Here is a 24461-nt window from a genome sequence, read left to right as displayed (position 1 = left end):
ACAATGTCGGAATTCTCAGTTTGGTTTAAAGACACATTTAAGAAATGCTATTGTGAGCAGGGTAATTTGATCGATGAAGAGCGTTTTGCTGAAATTGTTCAGCTGGTTTTGGACAATGAGGCCGATGAGGAATCACGTTCCTTGTTTGAGCAAAAGATCAGATCCTGCGTGAAGTCGAACTTCACCTACGAAAAGGAAAAGACAATTAAAGAAGAAATTAAAAAGAAGCTTTGCGAACATAAAGCTGAGATGCCAATTAATCTGGTAGCTACCATTCGCAATAGTGTAGACCTTTAAGCATGTCATCCGGAAAGGCCATTATTTTCACTGCACCATCCGGTTCAGGAAAAACTACCATAGTCAAGCATCTATTGGCTAACAATCCTAATCTGGCGTTTTCTATCTCTGCTTCTACCAGAGATAAGCGCGGAAGAACAGAAGAAAACGGAAAAGACTACTACTTCCTCACTAAAGAAGAATTTAAAGCCAAAATCGATGCTGATGAGTTCATCGAATGGGAAGAGGTATATACAGGAAACTATTATGGTACTCTAAAATCTGAAGTTGAGAGACTTTGGGCCGAAGGCAAAACAGTTCTGTTTGATGTCGAGGTGAAGGGTGCCATGAATCTCAAAAAATACTTTGGGGATCAGGCACTGGCCATTTTTGTGAAGGTACCATCGCTCGAAGAGTTGAAAAAGAGATTGACCGGTAGAGGCACCGAATCTAAAGAAAGCCTTTCGCAGAGATTATACAGAGCAGAGTTTGAGCTCACCTTTGAAAATAAGTTTGATGTCACACTACTCAACGAGAACCTGGAAGATTCCTATAGCAAGGCTGAGGTTTTGGTTGATGAATTTCTAAATGCATAAGCTTTGAGAATAGGTCTGTTCTTCGGTTCATTCAATCCTATACATATAGGTCATCTGGTGATCGCAGATGTAATGGCTGATCAAACAGACCTCGAGCAGGTATGGTTTGTGGTGAGTCCGCTGAACCCCTTTAAAAGTAGCAGTACCTTGCTTCATGAGTTTGACAGATTAAAGATGGTAGAGTTGGCCATTGCTGACAACTACAAATTCAAGGCCTCTGATGTGGAATTCAATATGCCCAGGCCCAGTTACACTGCTGATACTTTAGCTTATCTGTCAGATAAGTATCCTCAACATGATTTTCAACTAATCATCGGGGAAGACAATCTGGTACACTTCCATAAGTGGAAAAACTATGAATCAGTGCTGGAAAATTTCGGCCTCTATGTATATCCAAGACCGCAGGTAGATAAGTCTAAAATCAAAGTGAAGCATCCACATATCAAGTATGTAGATTCTCCTATGCTCGATATCTCAGCTACCTTCATTAGAAATTCCATTCGCAATGAGCACTCAGTTCAGTATTTATTGCCCTCTCCCGTAATCGATTATATTCGATTTAAGAAATTTTATATATAGGTCGCTGGTTTTTCAATTATCTCAGGCATACCTTTTCACCGTTTAAAGCGTCTATGTTCTGAAGACTCAAAATTAGAACAGGATAGCTAATTGGTCTCTATTTTGCTTAAAAGTTCAAAACTCAAACCATCATGCTTCGAACCTCAACATTCACCATCTTATTCCTGTCCATCTGTGGTCAGCTTTTGGCACAAGGAATAAAAGGTACCATTAAAGACAATGAAGGAAACCCTATGCCATTTGCTTCCATCTATGTGAAGCAGGCGGGTACCGGAACAAGCTCTAATCTGGAAGGTAGCTACGAGTTGCCTTTACCTGCCGGTACTTACGATGTAAGTTTCCAGTTCATGGGTTATGCTTCCCAACAAAAACAAATCAGGGTGGGTAGCGGCTATACTACCTTGAATATTACACTTTCTCCTCAGGTGTATGATCTGCCAACAGTGGTAGTGTCTGGTAAGGCGGAAGATCCATCCTATACAATTATGCGTAAGGCTATCGCCAAAGCCAAGTATCATTTGCTGCAGAATGATTCCTATACAGCTCAGGTATATATGAAGGGTACAGGTCAATTGACCAAAGTGCCATGGTTCTTAAGAAAAACGCTTGAAAAGGAAGGAGTAGATACCAGCAGAGTATTTACATCAGAGTCAGTTAGTGAGATTTCATTCCAAAGACCCAATACCTTTACAGAGCGTGTCATTTCAGTGAGGGCTTCCGGACAAGACCTGGACAATGCCAATCCTAACTCATACATCAATAGTAGTTTTTACTTGCCCAAAGTGGTCAATGCCATATCGCCATTACATCCAAGAGCCTTTGCTTACTATAAATTCCAATATGAAGGTAGCTTCAGAGAGAACGGCTACGAGGTGAACAAAATCAAGGTAACCCCAAGGTCCAAAGGAGATGATGTTTTTGAGGGTGAGATATACATCAGAGAAGACTTCTGGAATATTTACTCCCTTGATCTGACTACCAGCCTGTATGGTTTCGAAATACGGATTCAGCAGATATTAGCGCCAATTGAAGGAGAGGTTTGGATGCCTGTGACACAGCAAATGGATTTCTCAGGTCAGATTTTCGGAGTGGCTGGAAAGTATACCTACCTCGCTTCTTTGTCTAATTACGATGTAGTGCCAAACCCGGACCTGGATGCTTTGGTCACTTTGGTTGATGAAAAGATAGAACCAGCACCAGAAGAAATTCAGGCGATAAAAGATAAGAACCTCGATGAAGGGATGGAGAAGGTGTTTGAGGAAGACAAGGAGGTTTCCCGAAAACAGTTCCGCAAAATGATGAAGGAATATGAGAAGCAGGAACTGGAAGAAACGGAAGAACCCGATTTAATCTCAGACTATAGTTTCAGGATAGATTCATTAGCCGCTAAGAAGGATTCGCTTTACTGGGAGTCAATCAGACCGGTACCCTTAACTTCGAAAGAAGTGGCGAGCTATGTGAAGGATGATAGTACTTATGTAGCAGAGAAGATTAAAGCAGAAGCTGATTCAAGTAAAGTAAGAAATGGACAGAAGTTTAAGCCGGGTCAGATCTTTACCGGAAGTTATTACAAACTGGGTGACAGGCTGAGATACGATTTCCCGGGCTTTTTGCAGCATACCCAATACAATGCAGTCGAAGGGTTAAACCTCACATTTACCGGCACTTTTCAATGGAGAGATGATACAACCACCCGATTAAGGATATCGCCATTTGTGAGGTATGGTTTTGCCAGCGAGCAATTGTATGGTAAGGTCGAAAGCGTTTTTGGAATTGGACAGTCGGAACAGAGGAGTACATTCAGAGTGTCTGGAGGTAGCTATGTAGAGCAATTCAATCCGGATATAATCGATCCATTCGTCAACTCGCTGTATACATTGCTACTCGAACGAAACTATATGAGGCTTTATGAGAAGCAGTTCGCCAAAGTTAGTTTTGCCAGAAGGTTTAAGTATCGTTATACGCTGGGCGCTTCTATAGAATATGCCAATAGAAGTGAGTTGTTCAATAACACTGACTATAAAATCATTGACCGCGATAACAGGCGCTTTGACCCCAATGCTCCTACGAATTTTGAAAACGCGGCAACGGGATTTAATGATAACAAAGCTTTGATTTCCAGCTTGACGCTCAGAGCAAGGCCCTGGGTTAAATTCAGAAAGTATAATGGCAGGCTCATTCCTATTTATGAAAGATCTCCTGAATTCAGGCTGACTTATCGAAAGGGGTTTGATGCCTTTGGAAGTGATGTCGATTTCGATCACCTGGAGCTTGGCCTGGATGCGGATATCCGCCTGGGAGTTAGAGCTATAATCGATGTAAATGCTGAGGTTGGTAAGTTCTTTGGCAACCCTACACTTGAATTCATGGACTATAAACACTTCAGAGGAAATAGATTAGAGGTAAGCCCCATGGATGTGACCGGAAGCTATAGAATGTTGGATTACTACAAGTATAGCACCGCCCAGGAGTATGTGTCGGTACTTAGCCACATACGATTCAGGAAACTGGCATTAACCCATATTCCGGGTGTCAGACTTATGGGAATCAAGGAAAATCTATTTGTGAATTATCTCAATACTCCGACTTCTGAGAACTATATGGAAGTAGGATATACGATAGATAATATCTTCAGAATCTTCCGTCTGGAGTTGGTACAGTCGTTTCAGGGATGGAAGGCCAAGGACTTCGGAGTAAGAATAGGAGTGTCCTCATTATTCAATAATTAAGATGGTGACAATTTTTATTGCGATTTAAAACGTTTGCTTTAAAACTAATTAATTAGTTAATTAACTATGATTTTAATTTTAAAGCCATGTCATTTCGAAAAAACAGACCAACCCAAGAAGTCAATGCAGGTTCAATGGCTGATATAGCCTTTCTGCTGCTCATCTTTTTCCTGGTTACCACGCAGATTGCCACCGATAAGGGTTTGCCAATGATATTGCCACCAAAGTCAGATATAATTGATGAGGCACCATTAAATGAAAGGAATGTGCTCAACGTGCAGGTTAATTCATATGATAGGTTATTGGTGGAAAACGAACCGCTCGAAGATATTTCTGAGTTGAGAAATTTAGTCTATGACTTTGTGCTCAATTTTGGGCAGCCTGGTGAAAAGAAGAAAGTGGATGATGTGAGCGATCAGGAAGTGTTTGCCAGTCTGCCGATTTCCATGAAGAACTATATTCGGGCAAACTTAGGAAGCCAACTCTCTTCCGATGGGCCAAGCAAGGCCGTGGTATCCATTAAAACGGACAGGGGCAGTAGTTACGAGAAATATATTGAAGTGATGGATGAAGTATTTGCTGCGTACTATAAAATATATGGAGAAAGGGTAGGGCTGACGGCAGAGGAGTATCGAAAGCTGAACAGAAATGACCCTGAGCAAAGGTATTTATACGATGAGGGGAAGAGAGGAATCAATAAAGCCATATCACTGGCTGAGCCCACCAGGCAAGAAGGTAACTGATTATACCTTATTTCGGCTTAAAGTTTGTTTTGTCTTCATTTAGAAAGGCATTTGCCTTACTTTCGCAAAAAATGAGAAAGATGAAGAAGCTCGCTTTAACCTTCCTGTTTGTTTTTATTGGTACTGTGGCATTGGCTCAGACTAGCTTTAAAGAAGGCGTTCACTATGACGTGGTCTCTGAGAAGAAGTCAGACAGGCCCATGGTTAAAGAGTTCTTCTCACTATACTGCGGACATTGCTTTCAATTCGAACCGTTCATTGACTCTCTACAAAAGACACTTCCAACTGAGGTAAGCTTTTCCCGATCACATGTAGACTATATTCCGAGAGACAACAAGCCTGTCAGTTTTGGTATAGTAAAAGCCTACAACATGATGCTCGATCTGGACATGGAAAAAGAATTGAGGCAGGCCTTTTTTGCAGCAATCCACTTGGGTGAGGAACCAATTGATACTGAAGAAGAGATCAAACAAATCTTTCTGGCACATGATGTAGAGGCTGCTAAGTTCGATAAACTCTACAACAGCCAATCAGTAATTGATAGGGCTCAAGCCATGGCCGACCTTTGGGTGAAAAGAGAAATTTCCAGTGTGCCGACTCTGGTTGTTAATGAGAAGTATAAAATCAACATGGGCTCTCTTAAGAGTATGGCCGAGCTAATTGAGATTACAGACTTCCTGCTGAAGCAACAATAAATCCCATTCACAAAATAGCTATTGCACCTTTACATTTCTTCTGACAATTTGAGGGAAACCTTAAATGAATGAAGAAGCTATATTTTCTTTTGATCCTTGCATTGGCCTTCAGTTGCCAGTCAGGTCCCCAAACTGAAGTTGAGAAGTGGGAGGAACAAGCCTCACGTGTCGAAATTATTCGTGACGATTTTGGAGTTCCTCATATCTATGGCAAAACCGATGCGGATGCTGTTTTCGGTATGCTCTATGCACAATGCGAAGATGACTTTCCTCGGGTAGAGCGAAACTACTACTGGGCCATTGGCCGCCTTGCGGAGGTAGAGGGAGAACAAGCGCTTTATTCAGATTTAAGAGCTCGTTTATACATGACCATTGATGAGGCTAAGGACGAATATGAAAAGGCTCCTGACTGGTTGAAAGAACTTTGTCAGGCTTATGCTGATGGTATCAACTACTACCTGCATACTCACCCCGAAGTTCAGCCAAAAGTGTTGACACGCTTTGAGCCATGGTTCCCTATGTTCTTTTTCGAAGGGTCAATAGGCGGAGACATTGAAAGCGTTTCTACACGAGGTATTGCTTCCTTCTATGGGCAGGGAGAGGATATGGCCATGACCGACTTAATCGAGAAAGAAGACTTTCTGAAGGAGCCTCGTGGGTCAAATGGGTTTGCTATTGCCGGTGAGCACACCGCCTCGGGTAATGCCATGTTGTTGATTAATCCCCATACCAGCTTTTACTTCAGAGGAGAGTCTCAGGTGGTGAGCGAAGAAGGTCTGAATGCCTATGGTGCGACTACCTGGGGACAGTTCTTTATCTATCAGGGCTTCAATGAGAAAAATGGCTGGATGCACACTTCCACCCGTGTTGATTTCAAAGATGACTTTTTAGAGACGGTGGAAGAGCGCGATGGAAAGCTTCAATATAAGTATGGAGATGAGTGGAGAGATGTCTGGACATCTGAAGTCACCTTGAAATACAAAGACGGTGATGAAATGAAGGAAAGAACCTTCCCATTGTATAGAACACATCATGGTCCTATTACTGGCAAGTCAGGCGATCAATGGGTGTCTACCGCTTTGAACTGGGAGCCGGTTGATGCACTAATTCAATCATATACCAGAACCAAGACCAATAATCACGAGGAGTTCTGGGAAATGATGCGGATCAGACGTAACTCTTCAAATAATACAGTGTATGCCGATGCTGATGGAAACATAGCTTACTATCATGGCGATTTCATTCCAAAGAGAGACCCGCAATTTGATTACTCAAGACCTGTGGATGGTTCTGATCCAAGAACTGACTGGCAAGGGATGCATAATCTGGAAGATATTATTACCATTGTAAATCCGGGTAATGGTTGGATACAGAACTGTAATTCCACACCATTCACTGCAGCTGCAGAGTTTAGTCCAAAGCAGGAGGATTATCCTTTCTACATGGCACCGGATGAAGAAAACTTCAGAGGGGTGCATGCTGTCAGGGTATTGAGTGAGGCCAATGACCTGACTCTAGATGGACTGATTAACCTGGCCTACGATCCTTACATCCCGGCCTTTGAAAGAGTGATTCCGGGTTTGGTGCAGGCATTGGATAAGAACCCTGCCAAGAAGCGTCAGCTCAAAGAAGCTTATGACATATTGAAAGCCTGGGATTTTGCCACAGGTAAAGAGTCTATTGCCATGACTTTAGCTCAGTTCTATGGAAATGCCTATTACAGAAGCGGAGAAGTGCCTCGTCAGGGTAATGGTATGGAGCGTTTTGAATACCTGGGTAGTGGTCTGGCGGATGCCAAGAAAATCGAGATTTTCGAAGCGGCACTCAAGCAAATTGAAGATGACTTCGGCACCTGGAAACTTCCATGGGGAGAGTACAACAGATTCCAGCGTCTTTCGGGAGATATAGATCTGAAGTACGATGATGATCAGCCGAGTATTGCGGTAGGCCTGGCCTCTGGTCGATGGGGCGCATTAGCTTCTTTTGGAGCCAGAAGTTATGACACTAAAAAGATCTATGGTTCTTCCGGAAACAGCTTCATTGCCGTTGTGGAGTTTGGTGATAAAGTAAAAGCGAAAAGCATGTTGGCCGGAGGTCAAAGCAATGACCCCAACTCTCCGCATTTCGATGATCAGGCACAGCGCTATGCTGATGTAGAGTTTAAGGATGTGGCCTATTACAGAGAAGATGTGGAGGCAAGAGCAGAAGAGAGCTATCGTCCGGGAAAGAGAAAGTAAGCCTAAGAGTAGGTGACAAAAAAGGCTAATCAGTTCTGATTAGCCTTTTTTGTTTATTGACAGCCCAGGTCTTGCCGGGTCTTATCATCATTGTTAGGTACACAACCACCGGAAAAAACGGACTCCGGAGCATGTCTGTCAAGGTTGGCATCAAACAGCCCATTAGTTAAGAAGCTTACCAGGTCCCCAATTTCATCATCGGTAAGGCCTAGTGGCACAAACTCCTCAGCGAGGTTCGGGTGTCCTGCCAGGTTACTTCTTTCAACTGTAGCATTGTTCTTGTATCGAATCACGGCCTCAATAGATTCAAAAGTACCTCCATGACCAAAGAACTGATGGTCTTTCAGGTTATACAGCTGTGGTGTTTTGAACTTGTATTCATCTTCAGCCCTTTTCGTGAATCCACCTCTTCCTTTTGAAGCTTCCAGTGCTGCCGGAATTGAATGATCGGTATTAATGGCATCGAGGTCGCCCATGCCTAAAGCGTAAAAATCCATATCATTCAGTGCCGGACTGGAGTGACAAGACACACAGTTTCCTTTACCGAAAAATACAATAGCTCCTCTTTTGTCAGCGAGGCTTAATTCTTCAGTTTGTCCTGAGAGCCACTTCTGAAAAGGAGCTTCATTGGAAATAATAGTTCGCTCGTAAGCGGCCATAGCTAATCCAACACCTTTGCTGGAATATCGGTCATTGTCAGTCATAAGAGGAAATGCCTCGTCTAATAACTGCTTGTAATTAGGGTAGGTGTTAAAGAAATCGTCATCAACTCCAAGCCTGTGTACATCGAAACCAGCAATAGCCTGAGATTCAATGCCTTCAAAACCCAAATGATTCACTTCTTTCGGTGTACCGGCAGCCCATTCATTTTGGGTTCCGGCATTGGTGCCTGTTCCACCAAACTGACCATTCCAAAGCATTACATCCTGAAAAGCCAGATTGAGTGCCGGAGGAGTTCTGATTGGTTGGATATCCAGATCATTGTCTGCATAGTTCGATTGTACAGTCCTGCCTTCCCCGAATTGACCGAAACCTTCACCGCCTTCACCCAGGCCTTGCTTTATTCCCGCCTGAAATCCTGCACGCGACTGGTGGCAGCTGGCGCATGAGTAAGTGTTCAGGCCTCCAGCCAGTTTAGGCTTGCGTCCTAAAGCGGTTTCATGGAAGAAGAGCTTTCCTAATTCCACTTTTTTGGCAGTGATCGGGTTATTAGGATCTGCCGGAATACTTTCCAGATTATCCGGATTGGGGAGGAGGTAATAGCTAATATCTCCTGTTGGAGATTTACTCTCTAAGAGTGCCGTTAATTCGGCATCGAGCACAGATGGAGACTCTAATCCATCATCATCCTGACATGACAGGATAACAAGGCACAGCAGGAGTGCCCTAAAAAATTGCTTTTTCATAGTTCACAGCGTTGAAGAAGGAACTAACCTACCATTATTCTATGATATGTGAACAGGCTTTTGATGTTTTCTATTTCCTTGAAAAGTAAAGAAATATAAAAAGCCGGCTAAGTAATATTCTGAGATATACTTAACCGGCTCTTTGAGTGGTTATATCTGATTATTCCGTACGGAGGTTTTTTACCGGATTAGCCACTGCAGCTCGGATAGAATGGTAGCTCACTGTAATCCAGGCAACCACAAGGGCAACTGAACCGCCAATAAGGAAGGATACCCAGGTATCAATCATTTCAATACGATAGGCAAAACTTCCGAGCCATTGTCCCATTACCCAAACAGCAGCTGGTATTGAAAGAACAAGGGCTACTATAATCAACTTGTTAAAGTCTTTAAGAAGTAGCCAAACCACCTTTTGCGAACTGGCACCCAATACTTTCCTCACCCCGATTTCCTTGATACGATTGCCAATCATAAATGTAGCCAGACCAAACAGTCCGATACATGCGATCCAGATGGCTATACCTGTAAAGATGAGAAACATGTCGCCCGACCTCTTTTCATTATGGTAAAGATCATCCAGGCTGTCGTCCAGGAAACTGTAAATGAAAGGTTGGTTAGGGGTCATCTTTTGCCAGATTTCTTCTGAACTGGCCAGAATATTTTGCGATTGAGAAGGGTTTATCTTTAAGGCCAGATTACCAATGTTTCCACCCTGAGCACTTTCACGGCTAAAAATGGCCAATGGTGTGATTTCGGTGTGCAGCGATTTATAGTTGTAGTCTTTAATGACTCCAACTATCTCGTAAACAATATCACCCTGTGGATTATTGGCACCTTGTACGTTAATGATTCTCTTGCCCAATGGATCATCCTGAATGCCCAATGCTCGTGCTCCACTTTGATTAACAATGAGAGCAAGTGTGTCCTGGAAGTCTTTTGAGAAACTTCGGCCTGTGGCAATCTCTATGCCCATGGTTTCAATATAATCATCACCGAAAACTGCGCAGTTTAACGCAATGGATTCGTTGGTTCCGGCAGGTCTGAATGAGGCCCCGAAGTAAACGTTATTGCCTGGCATGGCAGAAGTCATACCTACCTGGGAAACCCCAGGAATGGCGCTCAACTCGTTCTTGAAAGTTTCAATATCCTGAACTCCAAAAGCGCGTTGAATGGTCATTACATTCTCGCGGTCAAAACCCAGGTTTCTGTTTTGCAGGAACCTCATTTGTTGTCCGACAATGAGTGTGGAGCATATCAATACAATAGAAATGAAGAACTGGAAGACTACCAGTCCATTTCTGATCCAATAGCCCTGTTTGCTCTTGATAAGTTTGCCTTTCAATACGACTACCGGTTTGAATGAAGACAGAACGAAGGCTGGATAAATGCCCGCCACAAGTCCCAGTGCTAAACTGAAAACCAGTGTCAACCCAATATTGACAGGAGTGGCCATGGCTAAAATATCGATCTGCTTATCCAGATAATTATTGAAAGGAGGGAGTGCCAGATAAACCATGATCAGACCGATGAGAACACTAATGGTGCTCACTAAGACTGACTCAATAATGAACTGGCTAATGAGTGACTTTTTCTCAGAGCCTAAAACCTTTCTGATTCCTACTTCCTTCGCTCTCTCAGTAGATCGGGCCGTGGCAAGGTTAATGAAGTTAACCGCTGCCAGGGCCACAATGAAGATGGCTATAGATAGGAAGATATAGACATAGGTAATATTTCCATTCGGTTCGAATTCGGCTTCTAGTTGAGATTTCAGATGTATGTCGGAAACAGGCTGAAGGAAGTACCTGTATCCATTGCCGCTGGCCTTGTATTCTTCGAATGAGATGCGCTGATTTCTTTCAATCTGGCCTGCTGCATAGTTCTCGACTATCTCCTTCATTTTTTCATTGATGGTCTCCGGAGATACGCCTTCACTAAGCCTGACGTAATTGTGGACAGAGAAGTTGACGAAGTTCGGTTGCTGAAAGAAGGCCAGGGCTTCCAGATTGATTAGGAAGTCAAATTTGAAGTGAGTATTCTTCGGTGTATTTTCCACCACTCCGGTAACTACCAAATCGCCTAACCCCGTTTCGAGTACTTTGTCCAAAGGACTGTCATTACCGAAATATTTTTCGGCCATTTGTTCGGTGATGATCACCGAGTTGGGCACATTGAAAATGTTCTCAGCATTGCCGTCCAATAGTTTCATTCCGAAGAACTGGAAGAAATTGGCTTCACTGGCGATGATGTTATTTTCGAGAAAGGTCTCATTGTTGTAAGTAACCGTTACCCCAAAGCCAGCGGGAAATATCCTGGTGAAATCTTCTACCTCTGGAAAGTCAATAGCTGCTTGTTCAGCAATCGAGAATGGGGTGACTGCGTAATGTGAGGTGTGATCCGGATAAAAACGATCTAATGCTACGCGGTAAGTTCTGTCCTGATCAGGATGATAGTTGTCGTAATTAGTTTCACTGTTTACATAGAGAAGCAGAATTACACATACCGCTATACTTACAGCTAATCCGCCAATATTAATGGCAGTGTATAGCTTGTGTTTTAGCAGATTTCTGAGCGCTAGTTTTGCGTTGATTTTAAACATGCTGTAGTGGATTGAATTGTTGAGTTTTAACCTTTTGATGACCGAGGGTCTGACCATTTTCAGTACCTCTTTTTTATATGTTGCTTTGGCCTTTGAAAGGCCGTCTGTTTCAACCTGTTCGTAGAATTCCTCTTCAAGATCTCCCTGTAGTTCATCAAAGTATTCATCTCTGCAAAACCACCTGAAAAGCCTCTGATAAAAGGATGGAGGACTGATTTTACCAGGCATACTGAAGCTCGAGCCTTACTTCTGGTATCTGATTCCAAAGTCGGTCGCGAGTAGCCTTGGCCTCATGCAAAGCCTCTTTGCCCTTATTGGTTACTTCATAGTACCGTTTTGGTCGACCACCTCTTGCCTCACTTGCTTCACCGGGTCTGGACGATAGAAAGCCTTTGTCTTCCAGTCGGCTAAGTGCTGTATGTAAGGCACCGCGACTGATGTTTCTATTGCCTTCCTGAATGATTTGTCGCTTAATAGTTACGCCATAGGCGTCATCTCCAAGCACCAGGATAGAAAGCAATGCCAACTCTTCGAACTCACCTAAATTTGTTCCCTTCATTTTATCTAGTTCTAATTTGTAGACGCAATGTATAAAATAAAGTTCTAAAATGTAGACTTGGTATTGGTTTGAATGTGTCGATGTAATAATGAAAAGGCTCCTTTCTGCCATTAATCAAGAAAGGAGCCTTTATGATTGCCAGAATTGTCAGGCCTTATTCATTTCTTAAGTTGGATGCGGGGTTCATTCTGGCTGCTTTTGTGGCCTGTGATCCGATGGTTATTATGGCGACAATAATAACCAGTAGGGCCCCGCTGGCCAGTTCCCAGAAACCAACCGTCATCACATATTCCATATTGTTCTGCAATGTTGAACGGAAAATATAAAGAGCTCCGGGTATGGCAATGGCTGTTGCTATTATCAGAATAATCAGGAAGTTTCTGGAAAGGAGGCTCAATAAATTATAGTAGGTAGCTCCCAGTACTTTTCTGATGGTCAACTCTTTTACTTTGGATTCAGCTGTATAGACAGCCATTCCTAAAAGACCTAAAATGGAGATGCCAATGGCCACTATCGCCAGTAATCCATAAGTCTTCACAGATGAAGAAAGCGTTTGGTAGGTACGCTCAATATCTTCTGAAAAGAAAGAACCTTCCAGGTCATGGTCTGTATCTACTGTTTTCCACGCCTCGTCTAACTTGGCCATGGTATTGGGTAGGTTGTCTGTGTTAAGCTTGAGGTTGATATAGAATAATCGACCTTCCCCCTGAATGAATGAGAAAGGTTGAACGTCATTGTAGATGGTGCCATAGTGAAAGTTTTTCACCACACCTACGATCTCTCTTTCTTCATTATAATACTTAACCCTTGTGCCGATTGCTTCTTCAGGACTTCCCAGGTTGAATTTCTTAATGAACTCTTCATTCACAACCATCTGCTTTTTCTGTATTTCATCATCGAGGTTGTTACCAGCAATCAGTTGATGTCCGAGATTGACAATGTAGTTTTCGTTGACCCGAATGCTGTAGACATACATAGAATCCTGTTGGCCGATTACCTTGGCCTGGTCTGAATTGAGACTGCCTGTGCTGGGCATAAAACCCGAGCCCGAAATCTCTTCCACTTCAGGTACCTGACTGAAAGCAGCTTCCACCAGTTTGAAGTCATTCTGATGCAACTGCACATTGAAGATAGATTCCGTTTGATAACCCAGGTCGAAGTTTAGTGCATATTGATACTGCTTATAGCTCAGTGTTACCAGGACGGCAAACCCGATGGATAACACGAATTGAATACCTACCAGGAATTTCCGAATGTTCACGCCACCTGTCACTTTCATACTGGTGATTCCTTTTATGATTTGAACAGGTTTAAATCGTGTCATGATTAGCGATGGAATACATCCTGCCAGGAAGCCAATGAGTACAGCAAAGACGAAGAAATAGAGGTAGGAATTTAGTGTAAGGTCTAAAGTAGTGGTTCTGGATATGTAATAATTGAGACTAAGAAATTCTGGTTTAATGAGTCTGAAAAGGAAATAGGCAAATACCAAAGAGAGCAAAGAAACCAGTACAGCTTCTGTGATAAACTGAGTAAATACCTGGGTTCTTTTAGCTCCAACCACTTTCCTTACCCCAATCTCTTTGGCTCTTTTTAAGGAGCGTGCGATGGAGAGGTTCGCATAATTAAAACAAGCTGAGAAGATGACAATGATGGTCAGAATAACCATGGCATCTATGTTCTCCTTGGGGACTACCGTTCCTACCTGATTGTATTTGCCATCTCCCGGGAATATTTCGGCAAGTCCCTCATACCTAAGCATTATCTCATATCGGGTGATGGCTTCATTCTCTTTTTGAGCAATTTCATTCAGGACCTGATCAAAGGCTTCGAAGTCGAAGTTCTCTTGCACTTTAAAATAAGCGTAGCTACTCCACATGGTATTCCAGTCAAAAATATAGCTGTAGCGCTCAGCATTTTCCAGTGTACTCATCGAGCCTAGAGCCTCAAATTGCAGGTGTGAATTCTTAGGTATTTCGGCTAATACAGCTGTGATCTTGAACTGGCTATCCCCTCTTTTCAATACTTCTCCTACTACATCATTCGTATTGAAGATTCTTTGCGCCAGACTCTCAGTAATCACAACAGAATTAGGCTCCAAAAGGGCATTGGACAAATCACCCTGAATAGCAGGAAAGCTGAATATTTCGAGAAACTCAGGGCTCACATAGTAACCTTGATAGCTATAATTAGCCTCATCAGTTTTGAAATCCCCATTGAAGCCTTTAAAGACAGTGGCGACTGACTCCAGTCCTGGCACTTGTTCTCTGATGAGGTTTCCGGTCTTGACTGAAGTGGAGGCATAAGGTTGCGAGTTTCCATTTGAGTTGACCATCACATTATTTATTCTGTAGATTCTATCCTTATCGGCATGAAACTGATCGTAGGAGTTAATCTCTGTAACGAAAGCAATGGTAATGAGGGCTACAGCCATACTCATGGCCAGGCCGAAAATGTTAATGACCGAGAAAAGGCGATTGCGCGACAGGCTTCTGAAAGCAACCAATAGATAATTTTTAATCATAGCGATGTTGTTGTTATTCCGGAGTAAACCAGATTGAGATTTGAATTTTTTGAAGACCGATGGTCTGAGCAAGCGGAGTACCTCAATAGTGTAAAGTCTCCTGGCTTTACGCAGACCGTATTTTTCACTGTTATTAAAGAAGTTCTCCTCCAAATCACCCTGCAACTCCTCATAGAAGTCTTCATGGCAAAACCAGGCCAGTAAGCGGGTAGGATATTGAGGAGGAAGTTTATTCATTTCGTAATGTGGTTGATGGATTTTTTCTGGCCGTTTTCCATGTCTGAGTACTAATTACCCCAACCAGCAGGAAGCAAAGAGACAGGAGGCCAAGAGTAGCCTGAGTTATGCTGAATTGTATTGGTAGCCTTGAGGCATTTCCTACCAATTCACCAAAAACCAGAAAGGCTAGCGGGCTAGCGACAAGGCCCGCCAATAAGGTAGTTTTAAGGCTTTGGCTATTTAGATAAAGGCAGATTTTCATGGTGCTGGCTCCTAATACCTTTCTGATGCCTATCTCTTTAATTTTGTTTTCTGCGGTAAAGACGGCTAAGCCAAATTGTCCCAGGAAAGCAATGCTGATAATGCAAAAACCTAGGAACCCAAAGACTTTACCAACAGCTTCAACTTCTTCGAAGCTGGTTTTTAGCAGGTTGTTGAAGTACCGTGGCTCAAACTTCTGTTCAGGATAAATTCTTTCCCAGGCTTTACTCATAGCAGAAATGGTCTCAGTGTTGTTTATCCCGTTTAGCCTTGTGACCAGCTTCGAAGGGTTGTCTCTGTTCCGAAGAATGATATAAGAAGCCTGAGATTTGTCGTAAGGTCCGGCCATGATTAAATCATCCAGGACTCCCTTGACTTGATATTGATTTTTGGGCCCGAATGTAGAACCAACTGCGTTTTTAGGGTCGAGACCAAGAGTGATGGCTGCCGATTTGCTGATAACCGCTTCATTATTGAGCCAGTCATTGTCGTTAGCACTAAAGAACTCTCCGTTTACCATTTTGGGTTGAAAGACCTCCCCGAATTCGGAGTCAGTAAAGGCCACATAGATCCAGTTATCATGACTGGATTCGATGCTGTCATTTATTGAAATGATTCCTTCCAGCCCCATGCCAGGTAAATTGCTGGTGAGCGATAAAGCCTCAATTGCTGGTATTTTCTTCAGCTCATTAATAAGTAAACGGGCACTCTTTCCAGGTTTTTCAATGACGATGATGTTTTCCTTGTTCGCTCCTAAATCTTCATTAATTAAGTTCTTATTATGGTTCAGGATATGCATTACCAGAAATAGAACGAAAGCCGATAAGCTCAACTGGAAGAATATGATGATTTTTCTTATCGCGAAGAGGTTGAATGTTTGTCCTTTAGACTTTGATCTGAAAAGTGCAAGAGGAGAGATCTTGGAGAAGTAGATAGAGGGGCTGATTCCTGCAAATACTCCGGTGATCAGGCTAAAGACAAAGAGTATCACCAGAAGTCCAGAGTTTGGCAATGGCATAAAGACTGATTGGAGTTCTGGAACTACCTCGCCTATAAACGGAGCGAAATAATAGAATATGGTCAGTCCAACACCGTATCCTAAAATGGCAAATATCATTGTCTCTGCCAGAAATTGTTGGGCTATCTGCCATCTGGTGCTTCCGTTAACCTTTCTGATTCCTATTTCTTTGGTTCTCTGAATGGCTCTGGCCATTGAAAGGTTAGCATAGTTGAAACAAGCCATGAACAGCATGATGGTGATGAGAACACCAAAAATGTAAACTGTTGAAAAATCGGGGATGATGCTTAGTTCCTGATAGATTCTGTTCTTTGTAAAGGCTATGCTGGTAAGGTGTTGAAGTCTCAGGTGCTGCCGGGCTGTGATATGAGAAATGTTGTTGGTTTCTTTTGAAATGGCTTCTAACTTTTGACTGATCTGCTCAGGAGAACTTCCGTCCAATAATTTAATATAAAGGTAGTGGGAGGAATAGGGCTGCCATAATTCGCCTTTACGTAGTTCATAAGCTTCAATATTGCCAATTACTTCAAAGTCGAAGTGGGATTTGCCTTTCGGGGATTCGATAACTGCTCTGATTACATGGCCGTCTGTAGTGACTTTACCAAGTGGACTTTCCCCGCCAAAGAGCCTTTGTGCTGCGCTTGCTGTAATGGCGATGGAATTAATATCTCTGAATACATCATCTATGTTTCCCGAAAGCGTAGGAAATGAAAAGATGTCGAAAAAATTACGCTGGGTATAATATCCTTGCAGGCCAATCTCACTTCCTGATATTTCTATTTTTGGACTAAAGGAGTTTTTAACCTGAGTGAGTGATTCCAAATCAGGTAGCTCTTCCCTTATTTTTTCATACAGGCCAAAGGCGGTGGTAGCGTAGTGTGTTTGAAAGTCTTCGTTCTTGGTGATCTGTGTAGTGATTCTGAATATACGCTGATGATTCTGATGCTGTCTATCCAGGCTATAACCGGTGTAAAGTATATTAAGCATGAAGATACAAACAGCAATGGCGGCTCCAAGCCCAAGAATATTGACAAGACTAAATACTTTGTTTCTCCCAATGTTTCTTAATGCCAGAATAAGATGCAATTGAAATAATGAGAAGTGATTGCCAGAGTTGTTTTGCCATTTGAAATTCAACACGGAAGGACGCACCATTTTGATTACTTCTTTTCCGTAGAGCTGCCTGGCCTTTTTGAGTCCGTGCCTTTCAATATTCCTGAGAAATGATTCCTCAAGGTCGCCCTGTAGTTCTTCAAAGTAGTCTTCAGAGCAAAGCCATTTGAACAGACGTGTCCAGAATTGTGGTGTTTGCCTGGCCATCTTAGCTCATTTTATTTAATGCCACTTTAGGAACGCTGCTCCATAAATCTTCTCGCAATGCTTTGGCTTCTTCCAATGCACTTTTTCCAAGGTTGGTTACCTGATAAAAGCGTTTGCGTCTGCCGCCTCTTTCAGCAGTGGCTCCTCCATATTCTGAGCTGATAAAGCCCTTCTCATCAAGCCGGGTAAGGGCAGTATGTAGAGCGCCTCGGCTCACACTTCGGCCGGTTCTTTTTTCGATTTCTTCCTGGATGCTCACGCCATAGGCATTGCTGTCCAATACCAGAATGGTGAGTAAAACGACTTCTTGAAACTCTCCCAGATAGGTGCCTTTCATGTATTTAATTCTTAAATGGAGATGAAATATATAGATTAAATTCTTAAATGAAGACTAAATAAGTAATTTCTTAATGAGTCAAACTGAAAATGCCATCATGGATGATTCCATGATGGCATTATCGGATCGGTTAATATGTTTCCTGTTTACTCGTTCCTAAGGTTTTTGACAGGATTAAGTTTGGCTGCTTTTAGGGTCTGAGCTGAGATAGTCAGCCCTGCAATTAATAAAAGCAGGACCATTGGTGAAACGAATAACTTAAATCCGATATCAATGTGGAAGGCGAAATTCTGAAGCCATTGATCAATGCCAAAATAGGCCAGGGGTATGGCTATTACGTTGGCAATGACGATCAGGAAAAGATACTTTCTTGAGAAGAGTAAGGTGATATTGCCACTACTTGCTCCAAGCACCTTTCTAATCCCAATCTCTTTAGACCTTTGGGTTACCATAAAGGAGGCGAGACCAAGTAGCCCTAAGCAGGCAGCAATAATAGTGAAGAGAGCAAAGATTTTGAACATAGACAAAAAGGTCTTGTCTGACTCGTACTGTCTATTGAAAAAGTCGTCAAGAAAGTAATACTCCATTGGGTTGCCTGGTAGCCTTTCCTGATAAGTCGATTCGATTTGACTGATGGTCTCACTCAGGTTTAACTCATTTACCTTGAAGGAAAAGAAGTCTCCTGATAGTGGTCGATACATAAACATGGCCGGACTGTAATTTTCATGCATCGATTTCCAATTATGGTTGCTCATTACTCCCCTGATGCTCACTGTGTCGCTGCCAAAAATCATGTGCTTACCAACGGCTTCTTCCGGACTGCCTAGTTTATGATCTTCCACAGCGGCTTCATTAATGATTACACCATAGGGGCCACCTTCTACGACAGAGGAGAAATCTCTGCCGGCAACTGTTTTCAGGCCGTACAAATCCATGAATTCCTCATCTACCCAGGTAATTTCAATGCTTTTATTCTGAGTCTGATCTGTTCCGGAAGCTCTTACCTCAGTTCCCCAGTTGTATCCGGCTCCGGGAATACTTCTAGATGAAGAAAAATGCTCTACGGCTGAAATGCTTTTAACTTCATTCTTGAAAGCCTCAACTTTAAGTCTTGTAACATCTACCTCAGGGCCTTTGACAATCAGTACCTGGTCTGTGTCGATACCCTTATCCATTTTTTGCATAAAGCTCAGTTGGTTCGAAACTGCAAAAGTTCCTGCTACCAGTAAGCTTGAAATAATGAATTGAAATACTACCAGAGATTGACGTAGATCGAATCTTTTGCCCATTTTGGTAGATTTGATTCCTCTCAATGCCTGGATGGTTTTAAAGGAAGACATCACCATTGCAGGATAGAATCCTGCTAATATTGGCCCAAATACTAGCAGACCGGCAATAGTGAACAAGATTGCCGGGTTAGAAAAGTCAAGTGAAATGTTTTGCCCAACCACACTTTCCAGTTTAGGAGCCAGGAAAAAAACCAAGCCTATTGAAAGGGCCAGGGCTAGTGTATTAATCCAAAAGGCTTCTACAAGAAACTGACTCATTAGCTGCCCTCTAAGTGCTCCCATGGCTTTCTTCACTCCAACTTCGGTATGTCTTTCAGAGGCTTTAGCAGTAGACAGGTTAATAAAGTTGATCCAGGCGATCACTAAGACAAAACCGGCTATAATCAGCATAAAGTAAACGGAGGTAGGGTCTGCGGTCTTAGCTATATCATTTCCTGTGACCTCAGAATGGAGATGAATGTCCTTAATGTTTTGAAGTGATAACTCCTGGGCAATTCCTTCGGACTCAAGAGTCTCCCCGACATAATTAGACATCAGGTCTTTGATTTTAGCCTCAACCTGCGCTTCGGAGCTATTTTGATTGAGCTGTACATAAAGGAGGAAATTGCTCCAACCCCAACCTGCATCGTCTGATTGATATTGAGAATCCAGCATTACAGTAGCGATAGGAAGTAGTAGGTTAAAACCTATGTGAGAATTCTCAGGATAGTCTTCAATGACTCCACTAATAACAAAATTACCATTGGCCCAGCCTCCATTAACACTCAGTTCCTGGCCTATGACAGAGTCTGTGTAATTGGCTCCGAAATACTTCTCTTTTAAGGATTTGGAGATGACGATTGAACTGGGATCGTTGAGGGCAGACTCGCGGTTGCCTTCCAGAAACTGGAGGTTGAACATGTGAATGAAAGAAGGTTCAACAAAGACAATTTCACTTTCCGACTCTCTAAATGATTTGTTTACATCTTCGGGCATACTGACAATGGCCCCGCCATAAAAGGGATGGAATTCTGAAATGCGTTCAATCTCTGGTGTGTCTTCTGCTAATGCCGGTCCCAGATTATATCCGGAATAGTGGCTGTTGTTTAGGACTTCACCGCCTTGAACAGTAGAAGTATGTACCCTGTAGATACTTTCGGCTAGTGGGTTTTGATTTTCGAAGCTGAATTGAAAGCTCACATATTGGGCAATCATCAAACAGGCGGCTATACCAATGGCCAGTCCGGCTATGTTAATGAATGAATAGAGTTTATGCTTACCGAGGTTTCGGAAAGCAATTTTGGTGTTGATACCAATCATACTATTGAAATTTTGAGTTTTGAATATTGACCTGATAGCGAAGGGTCTGAAGAAGCGAAGCACATCGAAATAATAAGCGATAGTCGCACTTCTCTTTCCCTTCTTGTAGTACCTTTTGTTAAAATCCTCTTCTATATCACCCTCAATATCCTCGAGTAATTCTGGTTTACAGAACCACCTGAGAAACTTCAGGGGGAGACGAGGAGGTATATGACCTTTTAATGACATAGGTTAGTATGAAGTTTTCATTTGCAAAACCTGCTGAGGTATGGCCTTCCAAAGCTCTTCTCTCTGAGCTCGCGCTTCCTCCAGGGTCTTCAGTCCGTAAGCAGTCATTTTAAAATAGCGCTTACGTTTGCCTCCTCTGATTTGTGTGGTTTCGCCAAAATGACTCTCAACCAGCCCTTTCTTTTCCAGGCGATTAAGTGCGGCATGTACGGTGCTTAGTGTAACCTTTCTTCCGGTTTTAGCGAGAATTTCTTCTTTGATACCAACACCATAAGCTTCAGGGTATAAGATGCCAATAGTGAGCAATACCAGTTCCTGAAATTCGCCCAAGTTCGTTCCTTTCATTGTATTTAATTCGTAAATGACGATTAAATGTATGTAATAAAATTCGTAAATGACGATTTTATCTGGCGCTTTTTTGCATAAACCAAAAGACCCGATGCCTTTTACCGGCATCAGGTCTTTAAATGGAAGGTGTTAATGGTTTACTCGTTTCTGAGAGTAGAAGCAGGGTTAGAGCGTGCTGCTTTCCAGATTTGTGAGCCAATGGTAAGGAGGCCAATAGCAAAAATAAAGAGGACTCCCAGCCCCAATTCATTCAGCCCAATGGATATGCGATTTACCTGGTCGGCAAGAACTATCTGGTCAAAGATGTAATATGTACTTGGTATGGCAATGATTGCCGCAATGAGTAGCAGGAGCATAAATCCTTTGACCAGTAATTGTACCAGACTACTTTCAGAAGCTCCCAATACTTTTCGAATACTTATTTCTTTTAGGCGTGTCTCAGCTGTATAAACGCCCATTCCCAGCAATCCCAGCACAGCAATTGAAATGCTCACGATGGCCAGGAAACTGACTATAGTGAACATAACTTCATATTCCGAATAGGCTTGCTCAATATAGTCGGAATAGAACCGGGCGTTAAAAGGATGAACTTTGTCGAAATCGTCCCAGGCAGCTCTCAACTTATCCATAGTGCCCAGAAGGTCCGATGTTTCCAGTTTCAGGTTGATGTGTTGAATATCAATCAGGCGTTGTCTGAATCCAAAACACTCTATCGGTTGGTCAATTCGGTCGTAATGAAAGTCTTTTACCACACCTACAATAGTCAGCATATCGGGCCCAACCTTTAATTGTTCCCCTATGGCCTCCTGAGGGCTACCGATATTAAAGCGCTTTAGGGTCTGTTCATTGACAATGATTTCTGATTCCTTTCCGGAGAATGGACTGACCTGAAAATTAGAACCTGCAATGATTTCATGTTTAAGCATAGGCAGGTAGTTCTGGTCTATGGAAGAGTAATATAGCGTAGTAGAATCTAGCGGGTCTTTATACTTCAGATTGTCGCCCCATCTTTCACCTGTACCCAGGATCATAGCCGATAAGGCTGTTTGTTTAACTTCGGGGATACTTTCAAAGAGGCTTTTGACCAAATCCGGCTCATTGCCGGCTAACCGTACGTTGAGAATCTTATCTCCGTTAAAGCCTTTGTCGAAGTTCATCGCATACCTGAATTGGTTAAAGGCAATATGAGCTGATATGATAAAGATGAGGGTCAGGGTGAACTGGATGACGATAAGTATTTTTCTTACACTCACATTGGAAAAAAGCCTTGTCTCGGCATTGGTTTTCAGTACCTGAATGGCCCTTAATCTTGATAGTACCCAGGAAGGCATAAAGCCCGCGGTAAGTCCGACTATCAGAGCAAAGGCAATAAAGAATAAAGCATTGTCTAAGGTTAGCTCAAGTTTGAGCATTCCCGACATCTGACCATTGAGGTTAAGAAAGAGTGGCTTGATGATTAAGAAAATAAAGTAGGAGAGAACCAGAGAGAAGATGGAAATAATACAAGCCTCTGTAGTAAACTGGGAGAATATCTGCGACTTTCTGGCGCCCACTACTTTTCGCACACCCACTTCTTTGGCTCTCCTGAGTGATCTGGCTATGGAAAGATTGGTGTAGTTGAATCCTGCAGACAGAATAACGACAAATGAGAGTAAGCCCAGAATCCAGAGTGTTTTGCTGCCCATAGTAACTCCGGGTTCATTGTACATCGAAGGGCCAGTCATGATATCGAGTATAGACTGGCTTTGAAGCTGAATAGTCAGGTGTTCTTCTCGCGAGTTCTGATCGTCACTGATGACATCCAGACCTGCCTGAATATTTTCGATTGAATAGTCCTCCTTCACCTTGAAGTAAGCGAAGTTCATCCACATGTTTTGCCAGCTTAACCATCCGTTCGGATTATCCTGCATTCTGGGTTCTTCGAAGGTGATCATTGAACCGATAATGGAAAATTTTAGGTGTGAATTGAAGGGAGGCTTTTTTACTACTGCAGTGACCTGATAGGGGACGTCTCTTTTCATGACCGTCTTACCGACAACGTTCAATTCATTGAAGATTTTCAAAGCAGTTTCATCAGTAATAACAAGGCTTTGAGGTTCTGATAGTGCTGTAGAAGGGTTGCCATAGAGTACTTCGAATGAGAAGACATTGAAGAAGTCCTGGTCGGCCCAAAAGCCACTGAGTACATATTTTTCATTGTTGTAATCGAAATCACCACTGAAGTTTCTTCTCATCAGTGTGACTGCTTCAACCCCGGGGACTTCTTCTTTCAGGCGTTTTCCGGCAATGATAGAAGTGGAGGCATACATTGAGGGCTCCTCCATATCCAGGTATTGGTAGGAGTTGGTAATCCGATAGATATCACCAGCTCTGTCATGGAATTTATCGTAGCTTTTGATTTCCGTTAGAATGGAGATCATCAACAGGCAGACTGACATACTAACAGCCAGACCGAATACATTAATAAAGGAGAACAGCTTGTTCCTGGCTATGCTCCTCAGGGATGTTTTGAAATAATTACTAAACATAGTTGTTGTGAATTTTGAGCTTGACATTTGTTTTATGGCGAAAGGTCTGAAGAAGCGGATTACCCCCCAGAGGTAGAGTAACCGGGCTTTCTTTAAACCTTTCGATTCTATATGATCATTAAAGTCTTCCATAAGATCTCCCTCAATGTCCTCCAGTAGTGAAGGCTTACAGAACCAGCGCAAAAAGCGTCTGGCCAGGGAGGGTGGAAGATGATGTTCCTGCTTAGGCATGATTTATTTTTAGAGGCAGGGCCGCATCCGGAATCATTTGCCAGATAGCCTCGCGTTGCTCCCGAACATCGGCCAAAGTCTTGGCTCCGAAAGCTGTAATCGAAAAGAACTTCTTACGTTTGCCACCCCGTTTACTGGTGGCTTCTCCCATTTCGCTCTTTATCATTCCCTTATCCTGAAGCCGGTTCAGGGAGGCGTGCACGGTGCTGAGGGTAACTGACCGACCTGCCAGCTGTTTAATCTCATTCTTAATGGCTACTCCGTAGGCTTCAGGATGAAGTGCTCCAATTGTGAGTAATACCAACTCTTCGAATTCACCAATATTTGTTCCTTTCATGTGTATTAAGTTCGTACTTGTCGATTAAATGTAGTTAATATTTCGTATTTGTCGATTTAATATGAATCAAAAAGGTCATCAACTGTAATAGCTGATGACCCAATCG

General features: G+C 42.7%; 17 protein-coding genes. 7 read left to right on the top strand and 10 right to left on the bottom strand.

The features are described from left to right. Positions 1 to 3 precede the first annotated feature (3 nt). The 7 genes from ACOOEY_RS06895 (at position 4) to ACOOEY_RS06865 (ending at position 7855) form a co-directional block, all read left to right on the top strand. The gene (locus tag ACOOEY_RS06895) at positions 4 to 297 is read left to right on the top strand and encodes a hypothetical protein (RefSeq protein WP_420387937.1); all 294 of its coding nucleotides are present in this window, start codon (positions 4 to 6) and stop codon (positions 295 to 297) included. A gap of 2 nt (positions 298 to 299) precedes the next feature. Beyond that, positions 300 to 872, top strand: a complete 573-nt coding sequence (gmk, locus tag ACOOEY_RS06890; RefSeq protein ID WP_420387936.1) for a guanylate kinase — start codon at positions 300 to 302, stop codon at positions 870 to 872. Positions 873 to 875: 3 nt separating this feature from the next. After that, positions 876 to 1451 (top strand): nicotinate (nicotinamide) nucleotide adenylyltransferase, encoded by a 576-nt coding sequence (gene nadD, locus ACOOEY_RS06885; protein WP_420387935.1) that lies wholly within the window; start codon positions 876 to 878, stop codon positions 1449 to 1451. Between the two features lie 131 nt (positions 1452 to 1582). Further along, positions 1583 to 4180: a DUF5686 and carboxypeptidase regulatory-like domain-containing protein gene (locus ACOOEY_RS06880; RefSeq protein WP_420387934.1), complete on the top strand. Its 2598-nt coding sequence runs from the start codon at positions 1583 to 1585 to the stop codon at positions 4178 to 4180. Between the two features lie 86 nt (positions 4181 to 4266). Continuing rightward, positions 4267 to 4923 (top strand): ExbD/TolR family protein, encoded by a 657-nt coding sequence (locus ACOOEY_RS06875; RefSeq protein ID WP_420387933.1) that lies wholly within the window; start codon positions 4267 to 4269, stop codon positions 4921 to 4923. Between the two features lie 80 nt (positions 4924 to 5003). Next, positions 5004 to 5618, top strand: a complete 615-nt coding sequence (locus tag ACOOEY_RS06870; protein ID WP_420387932.1) for a thiol:disulfide interchange protein DsbA/DsbL — start codon at positions 5004 to 5006, stop codon at positions 5616 to 5618. A gap of 68 nt (positions 5619 to 5686) precedes the next feature. After that, complete coding sequence (locus ACOOEY_RS06865; protein WP_420387931.1) at positions 5687 to 7855, top strand: acylase; 2169 nt, start codon at positions 5687 to 5689, stop codon at positions 7853 to 7855. A 53-nt stretch (positions 7856 to 7908) separates the two neighbouring features. Here the strand turns inward: ACOOEY_RS06865 and ACOOEY_RS06860 are convergent, their stop codons facing one another. The 10 genes from ACOOEY_RS06860 to ACOOEY_RS06815 all read right to left on the bottom strand — a co-directional run bounded on the left by ACOOEY_RS06860 (position 7909) and on the right by ACOOEY_RS06815 (position 24355). After that, the gene (locus ACOOEY_RS06860; protein WP_420387930.1) at positions 7909 to 9261 is read right to left on the bottom strand and encodes a cytochrome-c peroxidase; all 1353 of its coding nucleotides are present in this window, start codon (positions 9259 to 9261) and stop codon (positions 7909 to 7911) included. A 160-nt stretch (positions 9262 to 9421) separates the two neighbouring features. Beyond that, the gene (locus ACOOEY_RS06855) at positions 9422 to 12085 is read right to left on the bottom strand and encodes an ABC transporter permease (RefSeq protein WP_420387929.1); all 2664 of its coding nucleotides are present in this window, start codon (positions 12083 to 12085) and stop codon (positions 9422 to 9424) included. Then, on the bottom strand, positions 12075 to 12416 hold the full coding sequence (locus tag ACOOEY_RS06850) for a PadR family transcriptional regulator (protein ID WP_420387928.1): 342 nt from the start codon (positions 12414 to 12416) through the stop codon (positions 12075 to 12077). Before ACOOEY_RS06850 ends, ACOOEY_RS06855 begins: the two co-directional genes overlap by 11 nt. Before the next feature lie 154 nt (positions 12417 to 12570). Further along, positions 12571 to 15177 (bottom strand): ABC transporter permease, encoded by a 2607-nt coding sequence (locus ACOOEY_RS06845; RefSeq protein ID WP_420387927.1) that lies wholly within the window; start codon positions 15175 to 15177, stop codon positions 12571 to 12573. Beyond that, positions 15170 to 17758, bottom strand: a complete 2589-nt coding sequence (locus tag ACOOEY_RS06840) for an ABC transporter permease (protein WP_420387926.1) — start codon at positions 17756 to 17758, stop codon at positions 15170 to 15172. The genes ACOOEY_RS06845 and ACOOEY_RS06840 overlap by 8 nt, the downstream gene beginning before the upstream one ends. A 1-nt stretch (position 17759) precedes the next feature. Then, a complete protein-coding gene (locus ACOOEY_RS06835; protein ID WP_420387925.1) occupies positions 17760 to 18095 on the bottom strand; it encodes a PadR family transcriptional regulator in 336 nt (111 codons plus the stop codon). A gap of 146 nt (positions 18096 to 18241) precedes the next feature. Beyond that, positions 18242 to 20911, bottom strand: coding sequence for an ABC transporter permease (locus ACOOEY_RS06830; RefSeq protein WP_420387924.1), 2670 nt, complete (start codon positions 20909 to 20911; stop codon positions 18242 to 18244). Positions 20912 to 20914: 3 nt separating this feature from the next. After that, positions 20915 to 21256 (bottom strand): PadR family transcriptional regulator, encoded by a 342-nt coding sequence (locus ACOOEY_RS06825; RefSeq protein WP_420387923.1) that lies wholly within the window; start codon positions 21254 to 21256, stop codon positions 20915 to 20917. Between the two features lie 140 nt (positions 21257 to 21396). Then, positions 21397 to 24018: an ABC transporter permease gene (locus ACOOEY_RS06820; protein WP_420387922.1), complete on the bottom strand. Its 2622-nt coding sequence runs from the start codon at positions 24016 to 24018 to the stop codon at positions 21397 to 21399. Further along, positions 24011 to 24355: a PadR family transcriptional regulator gene (locus ACOOEY_RS06815; protein WP_420387921.1), complete on the bottom strand. Its 345-nt coding sequence runs from the start codon at positions 24353 to 24355 to the stop codon at positions 24011 to 24013. The genes ACOOEY_RS06820 and ACOOEY_RS06815 overlap by 8 nt, the downstream gene beginning before the upstream one ends. Positions 24356 to 24461: the final 106 nt, after the last annotated feature.

The sequence above is a fragment of the Roseivirga sp. genome (assembly GCF_965216855.1).
Taxonomy (GTDB): Bacteria; Bacteroidota; Bacteroidia; order Cytophagales; family Cyclobacteriaceae; genus Roseivirga.
This window is presented reverse-complemented; position numbering and strand designations above follow the sequence as displayed.

Coding starts and splice junctions, on each gene's coding strand:
- ACOOEY_RS06825 (WP_420387923.1), bottom strand. CDS start 21,256: ATGAAAGGAACGAACTTGGGCGAATTTCAGGAACTGGTATTGCTCACT.
- ACOOEY_RS06830 (WP_420387924.1), bottom strand. CDS start 20,911: ATGTCATTAAAAGGTCATATACCTCCTCGTCTCCCCCTGAAGTTTCTC.
- ACOOEY_RS06870 (WP_420387932.1), top strand. CDS start 5,004: ATGAAGAAGCTCGCTTTAACCTTCCTGTTTGTTTTTATTGGTACTGTG.
- ACOOEY_RS06815 (WP_420387921.1), bottom strand. CDS start 24,355: ATGAAAGGAACAAATATTGGTGAATTCGAAGAGTTGGTATTACTCACA.
- ACOOEY_RS06820 (WP_420387922.1), bottom strand. CDS start 24,018: ATGCCTAAGCAGGAACATCATCTTCCACCCTCCCTGGCCAGACGCTTT.
- ACOOEY_RS06835 (WP_420387925.1), bottom strand. CDS start 18,095: ATGAAAGGCACCTATCTGGGAGAGTTTCAAGAAGTCGTTTTACTCACC.
- ACOOEY_RS06855 (WP_420387929.1), bottom strand. CDS start 12,085: ATGCCTGGTAAAATCAGTCCTCCATCCTTTTATCAGAGGCTTTTCAGG.
- ACOOEY_RS06875 (WP_420387933.1), top strand. CDS start 4,267: ATGTCATTTCGAAAAAACAGACCAACCCAAGAAGTCAATGCAGGTTCA.
- ACOOEY_RS06845 (WP_420387927.1), bottom strand. CDS start 15,177: ATGAATAAACTTCCTCCTCAATATCCTACCCGCTTACTGGCCTGGTTT.
- ACOOEY_RS06860 (WP_420387930.1), bottom strand. CDS start 9,261: ATGAAAAAGCAATTTTTTAGGGCACTCCTGCTGTGCCTTGTTATCCTG.
- gmk (WP_420387936.1), top strand. CDS start 300: ATGTCATCCGGAAAGGCCATTATTTTCACTGCACCATCCGGTTCAGGA.
- ACOOEY_RS06880 (WP_420387934.1), top strand. CDS start 1,583: ATGCTTCGAACCTCAACATTCACCATCTTATTCCTGTCCATCTGTGGT.
- ACOOEY_RS06850 (WP_420387928.1), bottom strand. CDS start 12,416: ATGAAGGGAACAAATTTAGGTGAGTTCGAAGAGTTGGCATTGCTTTCT.
- ACOOEY_RS06895 (WP_420387937.1), top strand. CDS start 4: ATGTCGGAATTCTCAGTTTGGTTTAAAGACACATTTAAGAAATGCTAT.
- ACOOEY_RS06840 (WP_420387926.1), bottom strand. CDS start 17,758: ATGGCCAGGCAAACACCACAATTCTGGACACGTCTGTTCAAATGGCTT.
- ACOOEY_RS06865 (WP_420387931.1), top strand. CDS start 5,687: ATGAAGAAGCTATATTTTCTTTTGATCCTTGCATTGGCCTTCAGTTGC.